Origin of the sequence: Butyricicoccus sp. AF35-5AC, from assembly GCF_003477715.1 — a bacterium.
Taxonomy (GTDB): Bacteria; Bacillota; Clostridia; order Oscillospirales; family Butyricicoccaceae; genus Agathobaculum; species Agathobaculum butyriciproducens.
In genome coordinates this window covers 19,090-19,506 of sequence record NZ_QUDX01000019.1, presented here as the reverse complement: position 1 = coordinate 19,506, position 417 = coordinate 19,090, and the positions used below count along the sequence as shown (strand labels likewise).

The 417-nt window shown below is 53.7% G+C and carries 1 protein-coding gene; it reads right to left on the bottom strand.

Annotated features, from left to right (window positions below; all coding sequences use genetic code 11):
• Positions 1 to 417, bottom strand: a 417-nt coding sequence (locus tag DWZ82_RS14140) for a sugar phosphate isomerase/epimerase family protein (protein WP_199667518.1), incomplete at both ends; no start/stop codon positions are given.

The following is a 417-nucleotide window of genomic DNA, read 5'->3' as shown; positions in this document are numbered from 1 at the left end:
TGGAAGTGGTACTGATCGAGGGTGATGCCGACCAGCGGATGATCTACCTCGGTAACGATGTCGTAAGCGTACTCGAAGCGGTTGATGGACATGGTCGGTGCGCCGCAGAACTCGATGGACAGCTTGATGCCGTGCGGCTCAACCTTCTTTACCATCTCCTTGAGGACTGCAACAGCATCAGCCTTGATCTCGTCAACGGTAGCCGGAACGGTCAGATCCATGGACGGTACAACAACGATCATCTTGCAGCCCAGCTTGTTGCAGTCTGCAATGATCTGATCGAGCTTTGCCATAACGGCGTCCTTTTCCTCCTGGGTCTGCTTCATGTTGAAGAAGATCAGGGCGTTGTAGGACAGCATCTTCAGGTGATGCTTCGGGTCAGCGAACCATGCGCCGAGATCATCGATGGTGTACTTG